Annotated in this window: 12 protein-coding genes; 5 read left to right on the top strand and 7 right to left on the bottom strand. The window is 42.0% G+C overall.

Features of this window, described 5'->3' with window-relative positions; all coding sequences use genetic code 11:
- Window positions 1-99 precede the first annotated feature (99 nt).
- Together hrpB and BMW53_RS14475 are read right to left on the bottom strand one after the other, a co-directional pair.
- Window positions 100-2,589: an ATP-dependent helicase HrpB gene (gene hrpB / locus BMW53_RS14470; protein ID WP_038561911.1), complete on the bottom strand. Its 2,490-nt coding sequence runs from the start codon at window positions 2,587-2,589 to the stop codon at window positions 100-102.
- Between the two features lie 97 nt (window positions 2,590-2,686).
- Window positions 2,687-3,454 carry an exodeoxyribonuclease III gene (locus BMW53_RS14475; RefSeq protein ID WP_038561914.1) on the bottom strand — a complete coding sequence of 256 codons (768 nt, stop codon included), beginning with the start codon at window positions 3,452-3,454 and terminating at the stop codon, window positions 2,687-2,689.
- 491 nt (window positions 3,455-3,945) lie between these two features.
- Between BMW53_RS14475 and BMW53_RS14480 the strand changes: the two genes are divergently transcribed.
- Entirely contained in the window at window positions 3,946-7,419 is a 3,474-nt protein-coding gene (locus tag BMW53_RS14480) for a PPi-type phosphoenolpyruvate carboxykinase family protein (RefSeq protein WP_074780854.1), read from the top strand.
- Window positions 7,420-7,564: 145 nt separating this feature from the next.
- Entirely contained in the window at window positions 7,565-8,185 is a 621-nt protein-coding gene (locus BMW53_RS14485; protein ID WP_038561920.1) for a DUF4386 domain-containing protein, read from the top strand.
- 165 nt (window positions 8,186-8,350) lie between these two features.
- On the opposite strand, the gene ggt is transcribed toward BMW53_RS14485, so the two are convergent.
- Window positions 8,351-10,036: a gamma-glutamyltransferase gene (ggt, locus tag BMW53_RS14490; RefSeq protein WP_038561923.1), complete on the bottom strand. Its 1,686-nt coding sequence runs from the start codon at window positions 10,034-10,036 to the stop codon at window positions 8,351-8,353.
- Between the two features lie 104 nt (window positions 10,037-10,140).
- Here ggt and tnpA point away from each other — a divergent pair, with 104 nt between their 5' ends.
- Window positions 10,141-10,587: an IS200/IS605 family transposase gene (tnpA, locus tag BMW53_RS14495; protein ID WP_038561926.1), complete on the top strand. Its 447-nt coding sequence runs from the start codon at window positions 10,141-10,143 to the stop codon at window positions 10,585-10,587.
- A gap of 112 nt (window positions 10,588-10,699) precedes the next feature.
- Complete coding sequence (locus BMW53_RS14500) at window positions 10,700-13,549, top strand: PD-(D/E)XK nuclease family protein (protein ID WP_038561929.1); 2,850 nt, start codon at window positions 10,700-10,702, stop codon at window positions 13,547-13,549.
- A gap of 55 nt (window positions 13,550-13,604) precedes the next feature.
- Here BMW53_RS14500 and BMW53_RS14505 read toward each other — a convergent pair whose 3' ends face one another.
- Window positions 13,605-14,231 carry a M14 family zinc carboxypeptidase gene (locus BMW53_RS14505; protein WP_051568016.1) on the bottom strand — a complete coding sequence of 209 codons (627 nt, stop codon included), beginning with the start codon at window positions 14,229-14,231 and terminating at the stop codon, window positions 13,605-13,607.
- 3 nt (window positions 14,232-14,234) lie between these two features.
- Window positions 14,235-14,927 (bottom strand): tRNA (guanosine(37)-N1)-methyltransferase TrmD, encoded by a 693-nt coding sequence (gene trmD / locus BMW53_RS14510; RefSeq protein ID WP_038561932.1) that lies wholly within the window; start codon window positions 14,925-14,927, stop codon window positions 14,235-14,237.
- Between the two features lie 253 nt (window positions 14,928-15,180).
- Between trmD and BMW53_RS14515 the strand changes: the two genes are divergently transcribed.
- The gene (locus BMW53_RS14515; RefSeq protein ID WP_051568017.1) at window positions 15,181-15,627 is read left to right on the top strand and encodes an Hsp20/alpha crystallin family protein; all 447 of its coding nucleotides are present in this window, start codon (window positions 15,181-15,183) and stop codon (window positions 15,625-15,627) included.
- Between the two features lie 186 nt (window positions 15,628-15,813).
- Here the strand turns inward: BMW53_RS14515 and BMW53_RS14520 are convergent, their stop codons facing one another.
- Window positions 15,814-17,097 carry a BamB-related PQQ repeat family beta-propellar protein gene (locus tag BMW53_RS14520; protein WP_038561935.1) on the bottom strand — a complete coding sequence of 428 codons (1,284 nt, stop codon included), beginning with the start codon at window positions 17,095-17,097 and terminating at the stop codon, window positions 15,814-15,816.
- 58 nt (window positions 17,098-17,155) lie between these two features.
- Window positions 17,156-17,869, bottom strand: a complete 714-nt coding sequence (locus BMW53_RS14525; RefSeq protein WP_074780857.1) for an XRE family transcriptional regulator — start codon at window positions 17,867-17,869, stop codon at window positions 17,156-17,158.
- Between the last annotated feature and the right edge of the window lie 175 nt (window positions 17,870-18,044).

Consider the following 18,044-nt stretch of genomic DNA (forward strand, 5'->3'; position numbering starts at 1 on the left):
TATGCGGCATTTGGGGTCAATTTGGTTTAAAAAGAGGCTTGCTCCTTTGAACAGCCTCTTTTCGTTTATATCTATGCGATTGCTTTTTCCCGATTATTCTTATGAGTTGTTTTTCCGTTTTACACCACGCACCGGCTCAGCTTCCAACGGATTATCCGGCCAGTGGTGTTTCGGATACCGTGCTTTCAATTCCTTTTTTACTTCGAAATAGGTAGTATTCCAAAAGCTGTTCAAATCATCGGTTACCTGAACAGGCTTAAAGCCTGGCGACAGAAGATGCAGCAGAATTTTTACCTTTCCATTGTTAACGGTTGGCGTGTCGAGCAAACCAAATACTTCCTGTAAGCGAACGGCCAAAATCGGTGATTCGCCGTTTGAAGCATATTTAAGCTTAATGTTCGATCCGCTGGGAACCTGCAGCCGCTCCGGTGCGAGCTTATCCAATAGTTGCTGCAATTCGTAAGGCAGATAATTTTGCAGCACTTTTTTCAAATCGATTTTTTTCAGGTCTTCCGGCTTTTTTACCTCGTTAAGGTAAGGCGAAAGCCATTCGTAGTTTGTGGCAAGAAGATGACTTGTACTAACATCGGGCCAATTATTTGATGCATCCCATAATCGTAAACTATTGATGCGGTTTTGCCATTGTTCCACTTCCTGATTAAAATCGAGCAGCCAGGCACCTTCTTTTTTTAGGACATCAGAAATCGCCTTTATTTTCTGGTCGATATTATAGTTTTGCAATGGTTTTTGTTGAAGAATAATGCTGCCAATTCGTAATTCCGAAAAAGCAGAAAAACCGCCTCTTTTTGTATCCCAGCTGATGGATTCAACCGTTTTAACCATCGGAGCAAGATCACGAGGATTTAGTGGCGATGCCAGAAATATACGGCCAACTCCATCGCGGGCATTTACACTTGCGATCGACAGCCAGTCTTCATGCGCCAGGTCGTCTTCGTGCCCGGCAGCCGCAATATTTCCGTTAGCCAGTTTAAATTGGGCATTGTTGCCGGGAGTGGCGTGAGCAATGCGTTGAGGGTAGGCATAAGCCAGCAATAAACCGGTTTCAAACGGATCAGTAGTTGAATTGTCTTCATCAATATTGAGCATTTTCTGGTATTGCGCAGAAATTTTTGCAATGTGTTTCAACCGTTTGTTTTTTAATGTTCCGGTACGGTAACGGCGCAAAGCTTCAATACGTAAATTTATGTCTATTCCGGCATCGCGGTTCAACGGATCGCGTTCTTCCAAAATGGCCGCAATATCGCAGGCCAGTGCTGTAAAATTATCGTTTTGTGCCAGAAGTAACATGTGTGCCAGTCGGGGATGACAAGGCAGATGATGAATTGCTTTTCCGTGCGCTGTAATTGTTCCATCAGCGATGGCATCCAGTTGTTCCAGCAATTCATTAGCTTGCAGAACGTGACCTTTTGGCGGGGGAGTGAGCCAGGTCAATTTATTAATATCGTCAACTCCCCATTTGGCCATTTCAAGTACCAGCGAGGCCAGATCAGCTTCTTCAATTTCCGGTGTGCGGTGTTTATTCAGGCGATGATGCGTTGCTTTTGTCCACATGCGATAACAAACGCCGGGGCCAAGCCGGCCTGCTCGTCCGGCCCGCTGATCGGCCGAATCCAAGGTTATTTCTGCCGTTTCAAGTCGCGACAATCCTGTGTTGGGATTGAATTTCAGCGTACGGCTAAAACCGCAGTCAACAACAACTTTTACGCCTTCAATGGTTAAGCTGGTCTCGGCGATGGATGTAGCAAGAATAATTTTACGCCGTCCATCGCGGCTGGGCATTATTGCGGCAAACTGTTTGTGTGGCGGTAGCTGTCCGTAGAGCGGATGAATAGCAATTCCTTTGTGTTTATTTCGAAGAATTGCTTCGGTGTTTTTTATTTCTCCTTCGCCGGGAAGAAACACCAGAATATCGCCATCATGTTTTTCAACTGCTTTTGTAATTACGCGGCTGGTTAATTCAGGAAGAAGCTTTAGGTCGTTATCGCCTTCATAATGAATTTCAACAGGATACTGACGTCCTTCACTAACCACCGACGGTGCACTAAGCAGCTGTGTAAGTTGTGGCATATTTAGTGTTGCCGACATAATCATGATGCGCAAATCAGGGCGTAAAATCTGCTGTGCCTCGCGCGAAAGCGCCAAAGCTACATCGGCAAAGAGACTGCGCTCGTGAAACTCATCGAAAATAACCATGCCTATGCCTTCCAATGCATTGTCGCTTTGCAGCATACGCGTTAAAATGCCCTCGGTAACTACTTCCAATTGGGTGGATTCGCATACACAGTTATCAAAACGAATGCGGTAACCAACCCGTTTTCCCACCGGCTCACCTAAAAGTTCGGCCAGGCGGGTAGCAATAGTTTTGGCAGCCAGACGGCGCGGTTCAAGCATGATAATTTTTTGTCCTTTTAGCCAGCATTCTTCCAATAGTACAAGTGGAATAACGGTGCTTTTTCCGGCTCCGGGAGGTGCGTGTACGATTAAGGTATTTTCTTCTTGAAGGTGCTGCTTTACCTCGTGGATTACATCAACGATGGGTAAATTGGTAGTATGTGGATCGAAACTCAATTTATCAGATTTAAAACCGCAAAAGTAGGGCGTTTTTATATAAAAACAGCGGATGAATTAAAACTCATCCGCTGAAAAATATTTTATGCTTTGCTAATTAACCGGCAATTTCAATGGCCACCGGACAATGGTCGGAGCCCATAACTTCGTTCAGAATGTATGCTTTTTGTACTTGTGGAATGAAGTTTTCGGAAACGAGGAAATAATCGATTCTCCAGCCTACGTTTTTGCCGCGCGCTCCGGCCCGGTAGCTCCACCACGAATATTTATCGGTAACATCGGGGTAAAAATGGCGAAAGGTATCAACCAGCCCACCTTGTGTAAAGCGGTCCATCCCGTCGATCTCTTCCTGCATAAAGCCGGCCGATTTATTGTAGTTTGGCTTTGGCCGTGCCAAATCAATAGGGCGGTGGGCTACGTTAAAATCGCCACACACCACAACCGGTTTCGCTTTTTCCCGTTCTTTCAGGTAGTTGAAAAAGGCCAGATCCCATTCCTGCCGGTAATCCAAACGTTTTAATTCGCTGCCCGAGTTGGGTACATACACATTTACCAAATAAAACGTTTCATATTCCAGACATAAAACACGTCCTTCGGTATCGTGATCATCAATTCCCATGTCGCGCGAAACGCTTAGCGGTTCCGACTTCGAAAGGATTGCCGTGCCGGAGTAACCTTTCTTTTCGGCCGAATTGGAATAAATATGATAGCCGCTAATTGGCGCCAGTGTTTCAGCAACCTGGTCATCCTGCGCTTTGGTTTCCTGCAGGCAAAATATGTCGGCATCCAATTGTTTAAAATCTTCAAAAAAATTCTTTTTGGTAACGGCACGAATTCCGTTTACATTCCACGATATGAGCTTCATTTTTTTCTTTCAAATTAATATTTGCGGTTAAAATACTAATTACAGTTAAACCGGGGAAGTGTTCAAAATAAAAAGCAATAAAAAACCCGGACGAAAGCCCGGGTTAGAAATTATACTATTTTTAAATTTTTGGAGTATGCTAATTGTATATTAGAACGAGTTGTTAGCAATAATCAGCAATGATTAAGGGGATCATAAATTTATAATTCGACTTGGTTTTCCTGGCGATATTATTCAATAAATGCTCAAAGATATTTCTGAAATTATTTTACAATTCATAAGCACCTATGATACATATCATAAGGGTAACATTGACAGAAAAGTCACGTATATCGCATGAAAAGTTAACCTTTTACATTTTGACATAATATGTCACCTTTGGGTTAACAAAACAATAAAGAATTGCTGTTTTATGGTTAATTCTGAAATTTCAATCGATTGATTAAACTTCAATTCTGTATTTTTGTTTAAGAACTAGAAATATAATTATTATGAATAAAAAATCCGCTTCCTCAAAACAAACGAGAAGAGATCGCCGCGATATGATTCATTACATTAATTTGCAGTTGGCTTCCTTAGGTCAGCCAACGTTTAATGATGATTCAGACTCGGGCACAAAATACGCCAATTCAAAATTTCAGGTATTAACCGAAGGCCTGGTAAAAAGTTTCCGCGAAAAATCGCGCTTACTAAGCGAGCACATGTCTCCGGCCGATGCACGGATTCAGCATTTTATCGATGATTACTTAAAAGAGCTTGAATTTGATAAGCCTTATCGTTTGCCAAATAATACACTGGTGCTGAATCAGAAAAAAATGGCGCGCGAACTGAGTCTGCCACCAAACGACAATGAGTTTAAAAGCGATTTACTGAGTTCGTACCGTTTAAAGCAAGGAGTTTTGAATAATCCTGCTGCAGATAAGCGCACCACAAAAGGAACGTTCCATATTGTACGTGGCGGACTTCCGGTACCTGCCGATAAAAAAGAAGTGCCGAAAATTACTTTCGCACACCTGTTGCATAACGCACTAAAACCTACTGATGAGTTAATGACTTTGCCTTTTACATCGGCACAAGATGAGAAAGCCAAAGTGATGGTGTCGTTGCTGTTGCGTCCCGTAGTGTGCCCTGAAGTGCCGGGTATAGTTAGTGAAAAGAGTATGGAAGTACGCTTTTTTGCACCGGGAAGTTTGGTGAGTAACCTCGACTTTGTTGAAACCATTTTTGGAAATGCCGGCGACCCCAACCTGGCGGTAAACGATGCTGCACTTGATGTTGAGCACTGGACCGGCCACACCGGATGTATAATTTTAGCACCACACCTTACGAAGCTTAAGAAAAAGGATGTTGGTTTGCCACATTATGATGATGCATCGGAGCGCCAGAAGCGCGACGGCATGTGCTGGAAAGATGAGAATGAGTTGTACAACGATGGTTCAGCATTTAAACTAACCTGTCGCGATGAACGCGGCGTAGTGGTTACACTTATTGCCGATAATTATTACGGGTATTCCAAGAAAGAGATAAAAACACAAATCAGCTATTCGGCCAACCTGTATGGTTTGGTTGAAGAAGAACATGCCGGTGGCGCTATTGCTTTCCCGCGCGGAAATATGAGCGACAGTGTTTTTGGAACCAATTTCACCAAAAAATTCGATCAGCCTTATTCGTTCGATGAAGCGAAAAAACTGCTGGGCAACCGCATCGAGGTACAGGAAGGAAATTATGCCATCGATAAAAGATATCCGGATGTGGTTTACATTCCTGAAAACGCCGACATTGATGTGGAGAAAAGTTCGGTAAGCTGGAAATACAAAAACAAAGACTACAGCCTGAAACTGTCGCCAAATAAAGTTTACGTTCATCCTACCGGGCATAAATTTCAATTGGTAAAACATCCAACACAAGCTATGTGGCGTATTATCGACACCGCACCGGAAGGAATGTTCTGCCATAAGCCAAGCACGGTTTCCGGAGGTGGAAAATCCGAGATCTCAAAATCGATGCAAAATGCCATTAAATATGGTTCGTTTTATATCGAAAACCTGGAGCAGGTTGAAAACATGGTGGATGAAATCATTAACAAAGATTATTCGAACCGATGGAAAGAGGTGCGCCCCGATGCCGATCCGTCGCGTTCGTTCCTGAGCAAAGAACGTACGTTGGGATCGGCTGTGAAATTATTAACGCCATCCGATCAGTACAGCGACGAATACAATAAATTTCTGAAAGATTTGCCCGACAATGTTCGCACACTGGCCTTTTTTGTTAAACGCCACTACCGCGGTAATGAAGAGAGAGGATTAAAATGGCGCGAATTATTTAATGTTGAAATAGTAAATGGCCGCCCCGGAAATGTGTTGCGATACAAACACAACCCGATTGTAGCCAGTTATGTACGCATTGGATTTAACGAAGAAGGACGCTGGTATTTGCATAAACTGCGTTCGGATTTTGTACCGTCGATGAAAATTCAAACTGAGGATGATATTTCGGCAACTATTACAGTACCGTCAAACCGCCTGAAGGATTTGAATGCGGAATACAATAACCCAAGCGTAAAACTGGTTGCCAATTGCGAGAGCTATTTATTTCAGCGTCCTGATGAAGCAGTAATCAGAGGTTACGATAAGGAAGCAGAAAAGGAAATTGTGGATAATAACACCTTCCTGACGAATTACGAGCCGCTAACCCGCGAGAATGCTATCGAACTGATTGACGAGGCGATTAGTTTCGAGAAATATACCAAACCGGTTAAAAACTTTATTAAAGAGGTGGCTGAAAGCGATAGCGATAACTACTTTGTTACACCTTCGCATCCGAGAATTGTGGACGGCGAGCCAACAAAGAACCCTCGTTACCTGCAACGCAACATATTTAAGGAGGAAACACAAGACTCGTACCTCGGTGAAATTGGTGTGCGCTTGTTCCGAAAAATAAAGGACAAAGATCCGGTGGTTTGGCCTGTTAACGCCGTATTGCCCGGACGAAGAAACAATCCTGTCGATAAAAAAGCCGGAATTCGCCCGCTGGCAGTTTATAATCCGATTCATTACCAGGAGCTGCCTGAGTTGTTTATGGATTTTGTGGCAAGTATTACCGGAAAATCGCCATCAACCACCGGTGCCGGATTGGAAGGAGCGCTAACCAAAGGGCCGTTTAACATGCTGGTGCCAACCACCGACCTGAACAACGCCTTGTTGTCGTATATTCTTACCGAATACCAGGGATTTAGTTCGGCAGCAGGTTATATTGGCTCGGAAAACCGTTTTGACCACGATATCAGTATTCTTATTCCTGAAATTTGGGCACGTTTGGTGCCTGAAGATCGCGATCCGAAAAAACTGATTGAAAATGGCTGTTTGGAAAAACTGGAGGACTTTGAATACAAAGGACAAAAAGTACTGGCCAGCCGTTTGGGCTACCGGATTACCAAAAACTTCGCTTTCCGTTGTATGAACCGCTTGTTCGACGAGCCGCTGGCGGTATTTAACGAGCGCATGTTAAAGCCCGAGCTTCAGGGAATGGACGATTATGTTGACGGCATAAACAACATTACCGAAGCGATGCAACGTGCCGCGCTGCCATTCTTCGAAGATGGAAGCGTTGAATCTGCTATTCCGCCGCTGAAAGTGTTGCTGCATGTTATGGCTTATGGCCATTTCGAAGGCAAAGATATCAGCGATCCGGAGCTGCGTAAACTTTTCGAAAGGGAAGAGGTGCTAAAAAGCGACTGGTATAAAGCCCGCCTGAAACTGAAGCAAGAGAGGGATATGGCATTCCTTGTGGAGCAAATTGCTTACTTGCAGGAATTTAAAAACAACGAAAACAATGCTGTGCTGGTTGCCGAAATGGATATTGATGGGCGCATTGCGAAGGCTAAAGAGCACCTGAAATATGTTGAGTCGAACCAATACCTGAAAGACCTGGTTGGTACTATTGGTGCCGATCCGCTGTGTAAATAAGACGTAGATACATAAAGCCAAATAGTGAAGGTTCCGTTTGTTGATTCGAACGGAACCTTTTTTTGTGCCTTTCTTGTAAACATTTGCGCTGCACTGCCGGTTGTTATTCAATAATTAAACGCTGTTAACTAAATAAACAATAGAAATGAACTCAAGAAAACTCTCGATCATTACCGGAGTCAGTTATCTGATCATATTTTTTGCGGCCATATTTGCCAATTTTGTTATGTTGGAGTCTCTCAAACAAAACCCGCTTGAAACGATCCGGCTTAATCATATGGCTGTGCGCTTTGGAATATTGGCATTTTTAATCACCGCCTTATTCGATGTGGTAGTTGCCTGGGGGCTTTTTAATTTATATCGCAAGCACCAATTTACACGTTTAAGCACCTATTTTCGGTTGATGCATGCCGCAATTATGGGAGTTGCTGTTTTTGCACTGGTGCTTACGTTGAATTTGGATTCGGCAAATGAGATTTTGTACCAGGTAAATGTGTTTGAAATAATCTGGCTCATTGGTTTATTCTTTTTTTGCGCACACCTGATTTTACTCTCAACTATTATTAAAAAGCCTAAGTGGATTGCAGTATTTCTTACCGTTGCCGGAATTATGTATATGGTTGATACAGCAGCACATTTTCTATTGCCCAATTATGCCGAATTGGCCGGAGTATTCCTGGCTTTGGTGGCTGTGCCAAGTATATTTGGCGAAATGGCATTTACGGTTTGGTTGCTTGTAAAAGGCGGAAAGGAAAATTGGAATTAGATTACTAAGAGATTGATGGAAGATTGAATTGGATTGTCAAATTGTTAAACTGATAAATTGTAATTCATACTCATCTGCTTGTGCTGTTTCTTTGTGAAACTTCGTGTTTCTCTTTAGTGGAATATTTTAGCATGGAACTATGGATTTAAGATGGAAGGGAGGTGTTTAAAATCCGGCAGCTTGCCCGTCTTTTCTCGATTCGGATGCTCCGTAATACACTCTGTTTCCCTTGTCCCACATAATGGCCTGGTAGCCGCCGTACGGGCCAAGTGCATATCCAATCCGGTGTCCTTTGCTCATTAATTCGCGAATGGTTTGGTATTCAAAGCCACTCTCTAGCGAAACGCGACCGCCGTCATTCATTTTTTCACCTGTTGGCTGGCTCGAGCCGTCGTGGCTGATTCGTGGTGCATCACCGGCTTCCTGCAGGTTCATGCCAAAATCGATCAGGTTGCAAACAATTTGCACGTGTCCCTGTGGTTGCATGGCACCGCCCATTAATCCAAAGCTGATGTAGGGTTCACCATCTTTTGTAATAAATGCCGGAATAATAGTATGAAAAGGGCGTTTGTGCGGTTCGTAAACATTCATGTGGCCTTCTTCCAATGAAAACAATTCACCACGATCCTGAAGAATAAAACCCAATTTTCCGGGCGTCATTCCCGAACCCATGCCGCGGTAGTTACTTTGAATAAGCGAAACCATATTGCCATCTTTGTCCGCGGTCGTCAAATAGATCGTATTTCCTTGTTCCAGCTCGCCGGCAGGATAGGAGCGGGCTGCACGGTTTTCATCGATTAATGCCGCTCTTTCTTTTCCGTATGCTTTCGAGATCAGTTCTTCAATCGGCAAATTATTGAAATCCATGTCGGAATAATATTTCGCGCGGTCTTCGTAGGCCAGTTTTTTGGCTTCAATAAAAAGGTGCATGTATTCCGGAGAGCCAAAGCCCATGCTTGCAATATCGTAGTTCTCCAGGATGTTCAGCATCTGTAGCACGGCTGTTCCCTGTCCGTTTGGCGGAAGCTCCCAAACGTCGTAACCCCGGTAATTGGTAGAAATAGGCTCCACCCATTCTGAATGATGATCTTCAAAGTCTTTCATACTTAAAAAACCTCCCTGTTCGCGCACATATTTTACAATCTTCTCGGCTATTTCTCCTTTGTAAAATACATCGCGACCTTGTTCTGCAATTAGTTTAAACGTGTTGGCGAGGTATGGATTCTTAAATATTTCACCTTTTTTAGGCGCTTTTCCATCGGGCATGAAAATTTCTTCAAAACCCGGGTATTGACTTAAAAAGGTACTGCGCTCCCAGTAGTAGGCAATAAGTTCAGTTAGTGGAAATCCATTCTCGGCATAAGAAATGGCGGGGTTGAGGACTTCTTTCATCGGCAGACTGCCAAATTTATTGTGTAGCTCAAACCAGCCGTCAACACACCCCGGTACTGAAATTGGCAGTAGTCCGTACGACGGTATTTTTTCATAACCATTTTGCTTGAAATAATCGAGCGTTAATTCATAAGGCGAGCGCCCGCTGGCATTTAAGCCGTATAGTTTTTTTGTTTTAGCATCCCAAACAATGGCAAACAAATCGCCGCCCATGCCGTTTCCGGTGGGTTCAACCAGCCCCAAAACAGCGTTGGCAGCAATGGCTGCATCAATGGCATTTCCGCCGGCTTTTAAAATGTCAATTGCCGCTTGCGTGGCCAAAGGCTGGCTGGTACATGCCATCCCGTTTTGTGCGATTACCTCGCTGCGGGTGGCAAACGTGAGGCCGGTTATGCGATCTTGTGCAAATAGTGGAACTGCTAAAAGAATTGATAAAAGTGATAGCGCTATTTTTTTCATATTGCGATAGAATGATTTATACACCCAGGTTATAACGAAAGCTCTAATCTCAGCGGGGTTAGTTCCCCGAAGCTCTGCTTCGAAAATAATTTTAAATTTGTTATGTGAGCGAATTTATTCATAAGAGTCATAATGTTTCCGTACTTCTTTACCATTTTGTATGTCCAGCTAAGTACAGGCGAGTCGTTTTTGACAAAGAGGTTGATGAAAGTTTGAAACAAATATGTATTGAAATCTCGAAGCGTTTTGAAATTCTTTTTATTGAGATTGGTACAGATAACGACCACGTTCATTTTTTGATACAAAGTGTTCCAATGTTGAGCCCAACTAGAATCATTCAGACAGTAAAAAGTATTACAGCGAAACAAATTTTCAAGCTTCATCCAAAAGTCAGGCAGCAACTGTGGGGAGGAGAATTTTGGACAAAAGGGTTTTATGTTAGTTCGGTTGGAGCTCATGGTGATGAAGATACAATTCAAAGATATGTACAAGCACAAGGAAGACAAAAGGAATATCAGAAACTGCATGTTCAGCAACTTAGCTTATTCTGATACCTCGTCAGCTCTGCTGCGAGGTAGTTCATTTTAAGAAAATTTTATTGCATCAATTTCTTGTTTATTCACGCTAAACTATGAACTTTAAGCCCTGAACGATAACTGAAGTATGGAAAGATTTCTCTCGCAATGCGCTAAATTTATTTATCAAAAACATCAAAACGAGTTAAAAGATTTGTGTGTGGTTTTTCCGAACCGAAGAGCCGGCGTATTTTTTACTCATTATCTGCAGAAAACGGTTGATGGAGCGGCGATTGGCCCCAATACAACCACGATAAATGAATTGATGGCATCGTATTCGACCATGCAAAAAGGTGAGAAACTGCAGCTGATTTCTTTGCTTTACGATGTATTCCTGAAACACACGAAGACCACTGAAACCTTTGATGAATTTTACTTTTGGGGCGAAATTCTGCTGGCCGATTTTAACGACATCGATCGCTACCTGGTAAATGCAAAAGACCTCTTTACCAACGTTTCTGATTTAAAAGAAATCGAATCGGTTTTTGATTACCTCACCGATGAGCAGAAAAAGGCGCTGGAGCAGTTCTGGGGAAGTATGGCTGTGGTTGACAAAAAAGGGTTCAAGGAAAAATACATATCGATTTGGGATAAACTGTATCCTGTTTACCAGGATTTTAAAAAGCAACTGGCCGAAAAGCAATTGGCTTACCCCGGAATGCAGGATCGGGAAGTGGCTGAAAATCTTGATGATAATGAAAAAAGTTTCCCGTACAAAAAATATTATATCATAGGGTTGAATGCACTGAATGCCTGCGAAAAACGATTTTTTAAACATCTGCAAGCCTTAGGGAAGGCGGAATTTCTTTGGGATTACGATGAGTCATATCTCAACGATCAGCAAAATGAAGCCGGTCATTTCCTGCGAACAAACCTGGTGGAATTTCCACAACCCGACGATTTTGAATTGGATACTACGCAGTTTAACCATTGGAAAAACATGAAAATGGTGGCAGTTTCGTCGGTTTACGGGCAGGCACAGCAGATTCCGAATTTTCTGGATGAAACAAAAAAATCGTACAAAAAAGAGTTTGACAATACGGCGATAGTTCTGGCCGATGAAAGTTTGTTGTTTTCGGCGCTGGGAGCGGTGCCTGCAAATATCGACAAGGTAAATGTTACCATGGGGTATTCGGTACGAAATTCGGTGGTTTACGGCTTTTTAATGTTGCTGGTAACTTTGCTGAAAAACAAACGAAAAGAAGGCGATAATTTCGTGGCCTATTACCGTTATGTAACCGATGTTTTGAATCATCAGTTGTTGGGTGAGACCGAAACCGATGCTTGCAAAGCATACATTAATCAGTTGAAAAATTATAACCGAATTACGGTGCCGCTTGCCGATATTGATTTCTCTCCATTGCACCAACAGATATTTACCCTGCCCGAAAAAACAGCGGATTACAGTTCGTACTTTTTAGATGTATTGGCTGCATTTTATGGTCATTTAAAAGATTCTGAGATTGACAATGCAATGCTTCTGGAATTGATCTATTCCATTTATCAAGCCATTGAAAAACTAAAAACAGTTGTTGATGATGTATTGAGTGAGCAACAGCGCGAAATTAGTGAGGCTGTTTATTTTCGATTGTTTTCGCAATATCTTGGACAGGTTTCTGTGGCTTTTGAAGGCGAACCACTGAGTGGAATGCAGGTAATGGGAATTCTGGAAACACGTTGTTTGGATTTTGAAAATCTGATCATTCTCGGACTCAACGAAAATAAATGGCCGCGAAAATTCACCGCTCCGTCGTTTATCCCGTTTAATATTCGTTTAGGGTTTGGCTTGCCGGGCATCGATGAGCAGGATGCTATGTATGCCTATTATTTCTATCGGCTTATTCAGCGCGCAAAAAATATAACTGCCACTTACAGCGTGGTGAAAGAGGGAATGGGAACAGGTGAACTCAGTCGTTACGGTTACCAATTGCAATACGATTCGGTGCATAAACCGGCAATGTTGAATCTCGATTTTTCGTTTTCTAATGATCCGGTTGAGGAAATTCGCATAAAAAGCTCGAAAGACATAGTGGCGAAATTGCTGGCTAATAATTCAGAGGATCATCCGCTTTCGCCAAGTGCCATTAATACTTACCTGAACTGTAAGTTGAAATTTTACTATCAATATGTAGTGCGCTTGCCCGAGCCGGAAGAGGTAAAAGAAGAGATTGACGGTGTTGTTTTTGGGAATATTTTTCACGATACGCTGGAAGAGTTGTACAAGCCGTATATAGGTAGAGTCGTTGAGAAAAGTAATATCGAGAAAATTCAGAAAGACCGTGTTTGGCTGGAGAATGAGGTGACCAAACAAATTGCCATACATTATTTGAAAAAGAAACTTCCACTTAAAGGCGAAATAAAGCTGGAGGGGAAAACTTTGCTGATTTTCGAAAATGCCATAACCTATTTACGTCAGCTCTTAAAAATTGACAAAGAAATGGCTCCATTTACTGTTGTTAGTTTGGAGCAGCGCTACAAACGATGGATAAATGCCGGCGAGAATAAAATATGTGTTGGAGGTATGATCGACCGGGTTGACCGTGCTGATGGCATAACCCGCGTGCTCGATTATAAAACCGGTAACGTAAAGACAACCAGATTTTCGAAAGTTGAAGATCTTTTTGTACGTGATGCGAAAGATCCCAAAAAGGAGATTTTGCAGGCTTTGATTTATTCGTGGGGATTAGCCACGGAAACCAATGCAGCAGAAATTCAGGCGGCCATTTATCCGTTGCGCAGTTTATTTTCCGAGAATTTTACGGCAGCGGTAAAAATGAATTACAAAGACTTTTTCTTTGACGAAGTAGCTGAAGAATTTGAGGAGGAGTTGGCCGGATTGGTTTCAGAGATCTTTTCGGAAGAAAACGAGTTTGCACAAACCGAACACGACAAAAAGTGTGAGTACTGCGCCTATCGCGGAATCTGCAGAAGGTTTTGAAAAAACTGAATATAAAGAGCCGGAATTGCTGAAAACTGTTTACTGATACTGTCAACTAATAAACGGCCAGCCAGTCAAAAATCTTTTCCGTTTTACGATAAATACTTTCGTAATCTTCTTTATCGTCGTATTCAAGTGTAATTGTTGGGATATTACGCTCAACTCCGCAGTAAGTTCCAAATGATCCCGGAGTAGGGTAACCCAAATCTGCAATTACCGGATATTCACAGAATTCAGCTATTTTCTCAGCCAGTACTTTTGCCGGGCCATCGTAGTTTACGCATTTTAACGGGGCATGCAATGTAAGAATGATGTCGGGTTTTAATTCTTTCAATAATTCGGTCATCTGCCGGGTTATAAGTTCCGAACCGGCATGTGTTCCCGAGTAAAATTCATCTTTTTCCGTTTCAATCCAGTTTTTTGTTGGATAGTTGCGGTTCAGATCAACTCCATTATGGTTTCCACGTACACCGCGTTCTTTCCCCCATGGATTTAAGCAGGGAATAAAATTCAAGTGGTTAGTGACATTTTCAAAGTTAGCGCTCTCGAGATATCTCTTGATCACATATTCGCCTTGAGGTTCTTCGCCATGAAAAACACCAATTATTAGTATTGTTTTAGCAGTTGTTTGTTTCGAGGGTTTCTTAATTAATTCGATTGTGTTGGTTGTTGTATCGCTCATTGATTATTCTTCTCCCAGATACTTTTTGTAAAGGTCGGGGCGTAACTTTTTAGTACGCTCAATGGCCTGGTCGTGTTTCCAATCGTCAACCAGTTTGTCGTTTCCACTAAGCAAAACTTCGGGCACTTTCATGCCTTTATATTCTGCCGGACGTGTATAAACCGGTGGGCTTAACAGGTGATCCTGGAACGAGTCAGTAAGAGCCGATGTTTCGTCGGAAAGCACTCCGGGCAAAAGGCGAACAATTGCATCCGTTATTATTGCAGCGGCCAATTCGCCACCGGTTAGTACAAAATCGCCCACCGAAATTTCCTTGGTGATATAAGTGTCTCTGATTCGCTGATCAATTCCTTTGTAATGTCCGCAAAGAATGATTAAATTTTTCTTTAGCGAGAGTTTATTGGCTTCCTGCTGATCAAAAACTCCTCCGTCGGGTGTAGTGAAAATTATCTCATCATAATCGCGTTCGGCTTTTAATGTTTCAATAGCTTTTTCAATGGGTTGAATGGCCATTACCATGCCTGCACCCTTGCCAAACGAATAGTCGTCAACTCGTCGGTGTTTGTCTTCCGAAAAATCGCGTAAATTATGAATATGTATTTCTGCCAATGCTTTATCCTGCGCGCGTTTTATAATAGAATGTTTAAACGGACTTTCAATAATTTCGGGCAAAACTGTTATGATATCGATCCTCATTTCTGGAAAAATTTTGCGCAAAGGTAACAATATTTTCAGCTTTGATTACTGTTGGTTATATATCCATTAAACCATGTACTCTGCCATATTTGCATGCTGCAATTACAAAAGCAGTCAATATGGCATTACTTGAGGGCTCAGAAATGACAAGACCGGTAGGAAAAGTTTGTTGGAACAGGAATTGATTTATGGCATGCAGTAATTTGAAAACAAAATTTTAACAACAGAATTAAAAATATTAGGAGGAAAAGTCATGAATTTAGTAAGATTTGAAAACCCACGTTACAATGTAAACAGAACTTTAGTTGATGAATTATTCAACAATTTCCTGAGAAATGATTACCACGAAAACTATGTAAATACCTGTGGTACATCGCCGGCAACCAATGTTTTTGAAACAGAAAAAGAATTCAAAATTGAAGTATTGTTGCCAGGTTTTGTAAAAGAAGATCTTCAGTTGAATGTTCACAAAAATGTATTGACTGTTAAGGTTGAAAAAGAAGAAAAAGAAAACAACGAGGTTTATAAATATGCACACCGCGAGTTTGGCGCCAAAAATTTCGAGAAGAAATACCGTTTGCCAAAATCGGTTGATGCAGAAAAGATTAGCGCGAAATTTGAAAATGGAATTTTGAACATCGAACTTCCGAAAAAAGAAGAAGCACTTGAGAAAGAGCCCGTTGAAATTAAAGTATCATAATTGGTTTTAAGAGGAAAGGTTATAACGCATAAGCCTGTTTTCGTGAAATACGAAGGCAGGCTTTTTGATGTGTTTGTGGTAGAGTGGTTTTTCTGTAAACAATTGAAAGTATTGATGAATTGTAAAATAAAATGGCTGGAACCAATCAATTCTGGTTCCAGCCATTTTTATATAAGAGACAATTAATTATTCTTCAAAACAATATAAACTTTCAAATCCTCTTAAAATAAGTTGTTTATCAACAAAAACAGGCGACGCGTGAAAATCGTCATCCAGTTTGTTTGAAGCCAGGATTTCAAAAATCTCACCAGCTTTAATAACTAAACAGATTCCTTTAGCGGCAATGTAAATTTTACCATCGGCCCCGGAAGGAGATGAGAAAATAGTGCTTATTCCTTCCAGTCTTTCTTTGGAGTAATTTACGCTTCCGTCTTTGGCATCCAAACAGGTTATAACTCCATTGTTTGCACGCAAAAAATAAAGTTTTCCATCCATGAGCAGAGCACATGGTGTATAGGGTGTATCCTGGTTGTATTCCCATATTATTGCGTCAGTTCCGGTGATGTCGCCACTGGCTTTTGTCAAATCAATTGCCTGCAAAGCTGCTCCTCTAAAGCCACTCGTTACATACAGCATGTTATTTTCAACCATTGGTACCGGAATTACATTGCCAGTCATTCCGGTTGACGACCATAAAACGTTTCCATTCTCATAATCGTAGCTCCGAATTCCCGTTGTTGCACTGGTTATTACCTGGGTTTTTCCGTTTGCTTCTACAACAAAAGGTGTCGACCAGCTGGTGGGTTCGTCGCGTTCCATTTTCCAAATGTCGTTCCCGTTTTTTTTATCAACACAATATATCCATGAGTCACCTTCGTGGTCCCATTGTATAAAAAGCCGGTCTTTGTAAAGGTACGGCGACGCACCATCGCCAAAGTTCATGCGCTTTTCCATGGTGCCAAAATCGCGTTTCCAGATAATATTCCCGTCAAAATCAAGGCAGTAGAGTCCAAACGAACCGAAGTAGGCATAAATCATTTCGCCGTCGGTACAGGGTGAATTCGAGGCCCAGCTGCTTAATTCATGTATTTTGCCCTGAGGAAGATCTGTGGCGACAGTTTTCTCCCAGATAATACTACCATCGTTTCGGTTCACCAGAATTACGTTAAAGTTATGTTCTACGTTGGGTGACACTTGCGGATCGATAGATGAATCAGTTGGAACAGCTGTTAAAATTATGATTTTGTCCTCGTAAACAATTGGGGTGGCGTTTCCTCTGCCGGGTATTGAGGTTTTCCATTTCAGGTTTTTGGTTTCGCTGAAATCAACCGGGGGATTTGCTTTTACAGCCACGCCGTTACCCAGTGGGCCGCGCCATTGCATCCAGTTATCTTCGGCCTTGGGTTGTGCTTTGCTCGTTGAAACAGCAAAAAGAAAAAGAAGAGAAAATAGAAAGATTTGAGATTTCATGGTGGAAATTTTGGTTTATTTTGATTTTGACTGAAAATACACTTTTTAGTTTAAAGCCCTAATCGCTTTCTACCTCAAAGCTGTTTACGGTTTCAAATTGCCAGATCTCTACCACTTGCGAAACCGGAATTTCGTAAGGCGAATAATTTCGGTTTAACGAAACCAGTAAAAACTTTTTGTCCTCTAAACGTTTGTAAACCAGTTTGAAAACCATGCCTTCATCTCGTGTTACAATAATGCAGGCTTTGCCATCTTTTATGCTGCTCCAGTCTTCTGTAAACGAACAGGTTACCCACGAGCCTTCTTTTATGGGCAACATCGAATCGCCCAGAATTTGGAAAGTGCGATACGTTTTATCTTCCGGCAAAAACGGAAGCTTGAACTTGGGCAGCGACGCAATAAAATCCAGATCGCCGTAACTGTTAGTATAACCGGCCTGTGCTTTTACCGGAACCATTTCAATGTTTTCTTTGCCCTCTTTATCTACCGAGATCGTCAGAAGCCGAAGCTTTCTTCCGGTAACATCCACATCAAATCCTTTTTCGATCTGCGAAAGTTGTTCTTCCGACAAAACTTCCAGCCGGTATTTAATCAACGCATCAAGCGATACATTAAAATACTCCGACATTTTTATAAGCACCGGAAAAGGCGGCTGCACATTTTTCTCGTAGCCCGAAAGGGTAGTGCGCGTTAATCCAAGCTCTGTTGCCAGGTCCATTTGCGATTTCCTGCGGCGTTTTCGTAAGAATTTCAGGTTTTGTGCGAAATGCATAGTTCGTTGTTTTTAGTAATTGAAAGATTGCTTCAGTCGTGAAGCCTCCTCCTTGCCAATGACAGAATTAATTTACATTCTGACAATTTACTACTTCCATGTTTAGTTCTTTTGCCAATTTGTTTACTGTTCTCATTTTATTTATCATTATTTGTTCTTCATATAGTTGTACTCC

The organism is Draconibacterium orientale, assembly GCF_900111425.1.
GTDB classification, from domain to species: Bacteria; Bacteroidota; Bacteroidia; order Bacteroidales; family Prolixibacteraceae; genus Draconibacterium; species Draconibacterium orientale.

Bases quoted from the DNA above. Each gene is read 5' to 3' on its own strand.
- BMW53_RS14475 (WP_038561914.1), bottom strand. From the start codon at position 3,454: ATGAAGCTCATATCGTGGAATGTAAACGGAATTCGTGCCGTTACCAAA.
- BMW53_RS14480 (WP_074780854.1), top strand. From the start codon at position 3,946: ATGAATAAAAAATCCGCTTCCTCAAAACAAACGAGAAGAGATCGCCGC.
- BMW53_RS14485 (WP_038561920.1), top strand. From the start codon at position 7,565: ATGAACTCAAGAAAACTCTCGATCATTACCGGAGTCAGTTATCTGATC.
- ggt (WP_038561923.1), bottom strand. From the start codon at position 10,036: ATGAAAAAAATAGCGCTATCACTTTTATCAATTCTTTTAGCAGTTCCA.
- BMW53_RS14500 (WP_038561929.1), top strand. From the start codon at position 10,700: ATGGAAAGATTTCTCTCGCAATGCGCTAAATTTATTTATCAAAAACAT.
- BMW53_RS14505 (WP_051568016.1), bottom strand. From the start codon at position 14,231: ATGAGCGATACAACAACCAACACAATCGAATTAATTAAGAAACCCTCG.
- trmD (WP_038561932.1), bottom strand. From the start codon at position 14,927: ATGAGGATCGATATCATAACAGTTTTGCCCGAAATTATTGAAAGTCCG.
- BMW53_RS14515 (WP_051568017.1), top strand. From the start codon at position 15,181: ATGAATTTAGTAAGATTTGAAAACCCACGTTACAATGTAAACAGAACT.
- BMW53_RS14520 (WP_038561935.1), bottom strand. From the start codon at position 17,097: ATGAAATCTCAAATCTTTCTATTTTCTCTTCTTTTTCTTTTTGCTGTT.
- BMW53_RS14525 (WP_074780857.1), bottom strand. From the start codon at position 17,869: ATGCATTTCGCACAAAACCTGAAATTCTTACGAAAACGCCGCAGGAAA.